This window comes from Moorena sp. SIO4G3, from assembly GCF_010692305.1.
GTDB lineage: Bacteria > Cyanobacteriota > Cyanobacteriia > Cyanobacteriales > Coleofasciculaceae > Moorena > Moorena producens_A.
The window spans coordinates 1-7,442 of the sequence record NZ_JAAHIG010000413.1 but is presented as its reverse complement, the minus strand read 5'-3'; the positions used below and the strand labels follow the sequence as shown (position 1 = coordinate 7,442).

7 protein-coding genes are annotated in these 7,442 nt (G+C 45.2%); 3 read left to right on the top strand and 4 right to left on the bottom strand.

From position 1 onward, the window contains the following. Positions 1 to 122: 122 nt before the first annotated feature. From F6J99_RS38410 to radA, 3 genes are all read right to left on the bottom strand, one after another. A complete protein-coding gene (locus F6J99_RS38410) occupies positions 123 to 422 on the bottom strand; it encodes a hypothetical protein (RefSeq protein ID WP_293121215.1) in 300 nt (99 codons plus the stop codon). 660 nt (positions 423 to 1,082) lie between these two features. Then, entirely contained in the window at positions 1,083 to 1,679 is a 597-nt protein-coding gene (locus F6J99_RS38405; RefSeq protein ID WP_070396982.1) for an IS607 family transposase, read from the bottom strand. Positions 1,680 to 1,888: 209 nt separating this feature from the next. Beyond that, complete coding sequence (gene radA, locus F6J99_RS38400) at positions 1,889 to 3,472, bottom strand: DNA repair protein RadA (RefSeq protein WP_293121213.1); 1,584 nt, start codon at positions 3,470 to 3,472, stop codon at positions 1,889 to 1,891. Positions 3,473 to 3,676: 204 nt separating this feature from the next. Between radA and rpaB the strand changes: the two genes are divergently transcribed. From rpaB to F6J99_RS38385, 3 genes are read left to right on the top strand one after another with little or no spacing between them, the layout of a single operon-like run. After that, positions 3,677 to 4,408: a response regulator transcription factor RpaB gene (gene rpaB / locus F6J99_RS38395; RefSeq protein WP_293121211.1), complete on the top strand. Its 732-nt coding sequence runs from the start codon at positions 3,677 to 3,679 to the stop codon at positions 4,406 to 4,408. A 58-nt stretch (positions 4,409 to 4,466) separates the two neighbouring features. Beyond that, positions 4,467 to 5,111, top strand: a complete 645-nt coding sequence (locus tag F6J99_RS38390) for a cofactor assembly of complex C subunit B (protein ID WP_293121209.1) — start codon at positions 4,467 to 4,469, stop codon at positions 5,109 to 5,111. Positions 5,112 to 5,139: 28 nt separating this feature from the next. Next, complete coding sequence (locus tag F6J99_RS38385; RefSeq protein WP_293121207.1) at positions 5,140 to 5,679, top strand: DUF456 family protein; 540 nt, start codon at positions 5,140 to 5,142, stop codon at positions 5,677 to 5,679. Positions 5,680 to 5,746: 67 nt separating this feature from the next. Here the strand turns inward: F6J99_RS38385 and F6J99_RS38380 are convergent, their stop codons facing one another. Then, positions 5,747 to 6,997 (bottom strand): competence/damage-inducible protein A, encoded by a 1,251-nt coding sequence (locus F6J99_RS38380; protein ID WP_293121205.1) that lies wholly within the window; start codon positions 6,995 to 6,997, stop codon positions 5,747 to 5,749. Positions 6,998 to 7,442: the final 445 nt, after the last annotated feature.

Sequence of the window (7,442 nt, the reverse complement as noted above, 5' to 3'; positions counted from 1 at the left end):
TGTCAGATTTTAATGACTAAATTGGCGGATTTTTCGGGAAATTTTAGTTTATTTCCCTATCCCCCTATCCCCCTATCCCCCTATCTCCAATAATCGTTAACTTATTAAAGTTTGAAACAGCCCTACCTCCCAGGAGGGGAACGGGAATCGGGAATTGGGAATCGGGAATCGGGAACATTATCAAAGAGATAGGATATGATATACCGATAATTCCTCCCCACCCGTCGCAGGGATGGGGATTCCCAGGCACAGCCGTGGGCGACTGTTATCGACCTGGGCGTGACTTTCCCGCGCACCGAACGCGCCCCGCGTGGCCTATGGCCAGGGTAGCTGAGTAGGGTCTTTTGCCCTGTTTTTTTGAGACCCTTACTTTTTATATTAACACTATTTGAGAGGGAAAATTCATCCCCGACCGGGTGCATCTCATCCGACGTTTTTGACCACCAGAAGCTTGGCTTATTTTAGATAGCAAATTATCTAGATGTTGGCACAATCGTTGAATACGAGAAAAGTCTCCATTCCCAATCTTTCCTACAGATGTCTCACTAAAAAAGGTAATAAAAGTTCTGACCCCAGGGTAAGCAAGCGACTACTCTACCTTGGTTTTCGGTTTTATTTTTAGTCTCTTGATAGGGGACGACCAAATAGTAATCCCCATTCCTGCTGCTCAGTCTACTGTCGCAAATATTGTCAGGAATGGTCTCGGAATAAGCTATCTTGCCCAGTTTAGTGTGATATACCCCCATAGGTGAAACTGCCGATTTAGGGATATAACAAGACTGGGTAGGATTTTTCCTCGATCTAAACCTTACCCTTTGAATTTGCGAAGTCTTTTTGTACTTCTTTTTGGCCTCTCTGACAGCGGTGCAAGCATCCTTAATCGCTATCGATTTTATCTGATAAGGTACTGCTTTACACCGCTCGGGGAGGTCGTTTAATATGTCAGTTTTGATAGCTTTCCAGTTGGCTTTTACTTCACCATCCTGGAGGATTTTGACGGTCTTGTTGAAAACGTAACGGGACACTCCAAACCATTTACGGATAACCGAACGCGCCCCGCGTGGCCTACGGCCAATCCCTGCTCATGGTTTAGGAACAGACGAATCTTCTTTGATTTTTTTACCGTATTTTCTGAGTCCGTGAACCCTACAGGAGAAAAGGTGAATGATGGAAAGAAGATCTGCGGTAAGTTCTGATTCCGGGCAGCTTTCAGGCTGGTCGAGAACCAGGATTTTTCCACCGTTGAGACCGACCAAGTACTCAATGAGTTCAAACCCGAATCGGGTAAGTCTGTCTCTACAGGTAACAACAACCGTGAGCTTATCTCCAGACACGACTCGTTCCAATATGGCTCTAAGTCCTTTCCTGTTGTAGTTAAGCCCCGAGCCGATGTCTTTGATGATTTCTGCTTCTGGGAAGAGGGAGTGAAGGTAGGCGACTTGGCGGGCAAGATCATCTCGCTGTTTTGTACTGCTAACTCGGCAGTAGCAGATTGTAGAGTGGAGTGATCTCTGAGACTTTGGAGCTTTTCCAAAACGGAGAAGATCTCTTGAGTCAAAGAGTCTAGTTCCCCCTGGTGTCCTTTCACATCTGATAGTTCCGTCATCGGCATATTTTCTTAATGTATTTTTGGAGAGTCCCGTAAGTTCGACCGCCTTACGGAGTGGTATTAATGCCATCCTCTTAATGTACCATATTTTTGTAGTTAGTGGTAGATTAATAGACATTTTTGTTAACTGTCACATGCCCTTTCCTAAAAATCTCCCCATCTTCCCACACCTCCCACACTTCCCACACTTCCCATCTCCCCATCTCCCCATCTCCCTATCTCCCCATCTCCCCACCCTCCTGGTTATGATCGGTATTCAACGGAACTTGATCTTAGATATTAGATCTGATCCTCGATATCTTCAGGGAAGTCCTGGCGTAATCCCCCAGGCAAGGCAGCGATTATCGCATCTAGTACTCTGGATACTTGAATAATTTCAATACCAAGATCAGATAAGGTTTGACCTTTGGGTATGATCGCTCGCTTGAACCCTAACTTGGCAGCTTCTTTGAGTCGGAGTTCCATCTGAGAGACTAGTCGCACTTGCCCCCCTAAGCTGATTTCACCAATCATAACGGTGCGAGGATCGACAACGCGATCGCGAAAACTGGCTACTACGGCAATAGCCATTCCTAAATCAGCTGCCGGTTCTTCTACTCCTAGCCCTCCTGCTGTTGCTACATAAGCATCTAATTTGGATAGGGGAATCCCGACTCGCTTTTCCAACACTGCCAGAATTTGTTGTAAGCGGTTGTAATCAACTCCAGTGGTTGAGCGACGGGGTGCCCCATAACTGGCAGGACTTACTAGGGCTTGCAACTCTACCAGAATCGGACGAGTACCTTCACAAGCCACTACAGTAGCAGTACCAGGACTCATTTCATCTCGGTTACCCAAAAACAGATCAGAAGGATTCAAGACTTCCTGCAAACCGTTGCTGACCATTTCAAAAATACCGATTTCATGAGTAGCCCCAAAGCGGTTTTTCACAGAACGCAGTAGTCGATGGGAAGCAAAGCGATCGCCTTCAAAGTACAATACAGTATCGACTAAGTGTTCCAGTACCCTTGGTCCTGCGATCGCTCCTTCTTTGGTCACATGACCCACAATTAATAGAGTAATGTTTGACCGCTTTGCTACCTGCATCAGGGCAGAGGTACATTCCCGCACTTGAGCAACGGAACCAGGAGCAGAGGTCAAGGCCGGAAAATAAAGAGTTTGAATACTATCAATCACTGCTACCTGAGGTTTGAGGGACTCTAACTCTCGCAGAATTTCCTCTAAATCGGTTTCTGGTAGGACATAAAGATCAGCGTCTTGAGAGTCAGAGTCTTGAGCGGCTATGGGGGTTTTAGAAGACTTAGACTTAGAAGACTTAGACTTAGAAGACTTAGACTTAGAAGACTTAGGCTCCTTGTTCACCCTACCGTTATTAGAGTCGGGATCAGAGGTTTCTGCTGATACCACACCCAGGCGAGATGCTCGCAGTTTTACCTGCTGTCCTGATTCTTCTGCACAAACGTATAGAATGCGATGCAACTTGGCAAGTTGATTGGCAACTTGCAGCATTAAGGTTGATTTGCCAATCCCTGGATCGCCACCAATTAATACTAAAGACCCAGGCACAACACCACCTCCGAGGACTCGGTCGAGTTCCCCATAGCCTGAGGGGAAGCGGATCTGGACAGTATCAACAATTTCTGAGAAGGTAAGGGATGATCTCGGTTGAGCCGGTCCAGCGTTAGGGTCGTGGTTATCGGAATAAGTATTTGATTGCCAACCCCCGCGACTGATTTTGATCGGGGATGGGGCAGCTACCTCATCCAAGGAATTGTAAGTACCACAGGCAGGACATTTGCCGAACCATTGGGAGGACTCAGCACCACAGGCATTACACACATAGAGCGTTTTAGGCTTCGGCATCCTACTTTAAAAGTCTTAAAAACTCTTAAAAAAACTAAATAATTAAATTAACATTAATGAAAGTCAACGAAGACTTCACCAGCAAGGAAAATATAATTCTCAACGATCAAACCAACTTTGTAAAGCGTTATATCTTAGAGATAAACTACTGATAAATTAATAAATCATTAATCTTACTTCACCATTTCGGGAGTACAACGTCAATTGGAAACTCATAAAGAAAAAATTCTTGTTGTCGATGACGAGGCAAGTATCCGTCGTATATTAGAAACTCGGTTGTCCATGATTGGCTACGAGGTAGTCACAGCCGCCGATGGAGAAGAAGCCCTAAACACATTTCGTGATCAAGAGCCTGACCTAGTGGTGTTAGATGTGATGATGCCAAAGCTAGATGGTTATGGTGTTTGTCAAGAATTACGCAAGGAATCAGATATTCCCATTATTATGCTAACTGCTTTAGGGGATGTCGCTGATCGGATTACCGGTCTAGAGTTAGGAGCAGATGACTATGTGGTCAAGCCCTTTTCTCCAAAAGAATTGGAAGCCCGTATTCGTTCAGTACTACGGCGGTTTGATAAAGTGGGAGCTGCCGGTATTCCTAGTTCTGGCGTGATTCATGTTGGGAGTATCAAAATTGACACCAACAAGCGGCAGGTCTACAAAGGGGATGAGCGCATTCGGCTGACTGGAATGGAGTTCAGTCTTCTGGAATTATTAGTTAGACGTTCTGGAGAACCATTCTCCCGTTCTGAAATTTTGCAGGAAGTGTGGGGCTATACCCCCGAACGCCATGTGGATACCCGTGTAGTAGATGTCCACATCTCCCGGTTACGAGCCAAGTTAGAGGATGACCCGAGTAATCCTGAGCTAATTCTGACTGCACGAGGTACAGGTTATTTGTTCCAACGGATCATTGAACCAGATGAAAAATCATAACACCTTGATGTTTCGTTTCAGCTGCCTAAATCCTGAACTAACAACCAACAGGTGAGTGATGGCTAAACCCGACCAAAATGATGTACTGCGGCGGCTGCCATTTGCGGTTGGAGGATTGGCAGGGGGTCTGTTGCTGATCAACCGTTTATTAACCTCCCAGCTAAGCAATTCTCAAGCTCGTTCTGATGCTGTCGGGGTAATTGTTTGTGCTGTATTGATTTTGACAGGTTTACTGTGGCAGCAGGTACAGCCCAAACCTCCTGATGCCGTTAAACTGATTGGCGAAGAGGGTTTTGACCTCGCGACCGAGCTCCCAGATCAGGTAAAAACTGAATTAGCCTGGGCATCCCATCTATTACTAACTAATACAGTAACGCGATCGCTTGTAGTGGTATACCAAGGCAAAGTCTTGCTGCGGCGAGGGATATTGGGCAAAAATCCCCAAGTCGAGCCTGGAGCAATTCTCAAGCGGGTCCTGGAAACTCAAAAAGCCGTCTATCTCGTTAACCTGAAGCTCTATCCAGGGCGACTTGAATTTGACTACTTGCCCAATAACACACAAGGTGTCATATGTCAACCGATTGGCAACCAAGGAGCGCTAATTTTGGCAGCCAATGCTCCCCGAAGTTACACTAAACAAGATGAAAATTGGATTGAGGGGATTGCTGATAAACTCGCCAATACTCTCTCTGGTCATTTCTAAGATGTGGGTAACGCTTCGAATTTAAATAATGTGGTTAATCATTTTGTACTGGTTCCTGATTCTGCTGATGCTAGTAGGCATTATTGGTTCGGTTGTTCCTGGCATTCCCGGTGCCATGTTGATTTTAGCTGCCACCCTAATTTGGGGTATTGCTGAGGGCTTTAGTAGCGTCACCTGGGCATTGGGCGTAGCAATCTTTGTGTTGCTACTCGGTATGGGGGTCGATTTTTTAGCCGCTTACTGGGGAGCAAAAAAAGCTGGTGCGAGTAATTGGGGACAAATTGGTTCCATAATCGGCTTGTTCATGGGGGTGTTTGGTCTTTTACCCGCCTTGCCTTTCGGCGGACCGTTACTAGGGATTTTGCTTGGACCGTTGTTAGGGGCGTTTTTAGGTGAGTTTCTCTATCAACGGAAGTTAAAGTTACAGCCTAGAATCCAGCAGTCCTTTAAAGCTGGCTTGGGGATTGTGGTCGGTTCATTGGTAGGAAATTTGATTCAGGGAATGCTTGCGATCGCTACTGTGGTGGTGTTTATTTTCACCACCTGGCCCCCAAGTGCAGGGATTTAGCTTGAAATTAGATTGAAAAGGGTGATCGGGTGCACTACTGCCTGCTAACTAACCCTAACTAACAAGTTCACCGACTTAGCAATTTGCACCGTAGGCGATCAAGGGCATAGCAGGCGCTGATGTGACGTAGGTCAGACCGACTCCGATGGTGACCCAAGGTGTACTTGTAGCATTCTAAAATGCCATCTGGTCCGGCTAGACCAATGTAAACTAGACCCACAGGCTTGGTATCGGTATTGCCTCCAGGTCCGGCTATGCCTGTAATACTCAGTGACCAGGTTGAAGAAAGAAGCGATCGCACTCCCGTTGCCATTTGCTCTGCTACAACCTTACTTACCGCCCCCATCGCCTTCAAATCTGAGGAATTCACTCCCAGTACACCAGTTTTCACAGCGTTATCATAAGCAATGATACCCCCGAGAAAATAATTAGAACTCCCCGGGACACTGGTTATCATACTCCCAATACCGCCACCAGTGCAGGATTCCGCTACGCTCAACGTTTCTGAGGCAGCCGTTAATAACTGACCCACTACAGAGGCTAGGGTATCGGTGTCAGTACCGAAATAGTTAATTCCCCCAATCTCCTGTAATTTTTGGGCTACTGGTTCAATTAACTGTTGCGCTTCAGTTTCTGAACCTGCACGAGCCGAAACTCTTAACCTCACTTGTCCCTTACTAGCATAGGGAGCAACCGTGGGGTTGGTAAGGTCAAAAAAGGGAGCAACTTTCTCCGCCAAAGCCGATTCTCCAATCCCCCAAAACCGTAACATCCGGCTATAAACGATTTCTTTACCCCAGCCTTGGCTTTTGAGATAGGGAACAGCGGTGTCTCGCCACATCTGGTGCATTTCCCTAGGAACACCAGGGAAGGTGAGAATGGTTAAATCAGCACGGGGTTTCCAAATGATACCAGGAGCTGTTCCGTTCAGGTTGGGTAATACTTGTGCCCCTTCTGGAATTAGGGCTTGCTTGCGGTTATTGGTAGTTAATTGACGTCCCCGCCGGGCAAACTTCTGAGTGATGTCCTCTATAACATCCGGTTCTTCAATCAGAGGAGCACCAAAAAATTTAGCGATCGCTTCCGTGGTCAAGTCATCGGGCGTCGGACCAAGACCACCAGTAAATACTAGGATAGTCGAGCGCTCACTAGCAATTTCCAAGACTTGCTGTAAACGCCCGATATTATCTCCCACCACTGTTTGATAGTAGTGAGGAATCCCCAATGCCGCTAGCTCCTGGGCTAAAAACTGAGAATTGCTGTTGAGAATATCCCCCAGCAGCAATTCCGTACCTACACAAATAATTTCTGCACTCATCGATTATGCCTCAGGGGGAATATCTCATTTATTTTTTTCGGCTATTCTATTATTGTCCCACACTTATAGTACTTTTTAAACTGTTGCGTTTTAAAATTTTATTTTGAAATGCTATAGTGTTTCTCAATCAATAATGAATGGTTCTACATAACTTGCTGCTATGTCAATTTTTTATAATCCTTATTGTTGGATAGTTTTATCTTATTTATTATTTTTTTTACAAAAAACTTCCCAATCGTAATTATTTGGCATTAAGCCAGACTTTTCACCCTTTTTATCAAACCTAATCTCGGTATTCCCTGATTTTTTTTATGTAACTTCGAATACTCAAAATTAATATCAGTTTAAAATAAATACCAGTTTTTATTACTCTTACTTACTCTCTAATCTCGAAAACTTTTTTTCAACCACTATTTTTTTAGTTATTTTAAAGTTAAAATAACTA

Coding starts and splice junctions, on each gene's coding strand:
- F6J99_RS38410 (WP_293121215.1), bottom strand. CDS start 422: ATGCACCCGGTCGGGGATGAATTTTCCCTCTCAAATAGTGTTAATATA.
- F6J99_RS38405 (WP_070396982.1), bottom strand. CDS start 1,679: ATGGCATTAATACCACTCCGTAAGGCGGTCGAACTTACGGGACTCTCC.
- radA (WP_293121213.1), bottom strand. CDS start 3,472: ATGCCGAAGCCTAAAACGCTCTATGTGTGTAATGCCTGTGGTGCTGAG.
- F6J99_RS38390 (WP_293121209.1), top strand. CDS start 4,467: ATGGCTAAACCCGACCAAAATGATGTACTGCGGCGGCTGCCATTTGCG.
- F6J99_RS38385 (WP_293121207.1), top strand. CDS start 5,140: ATGTGGTTAATCATTTTGTACTGGTTCCTGATTCTGCTGATGCTAGTA.
- F6J99_RS38380 (WP_293121205.1), bottom strand. CDS start 6,997: ATGAGTGCAGAAATTATTTGTGTAGGTACGGAATTGCTGCTGGGGGAT.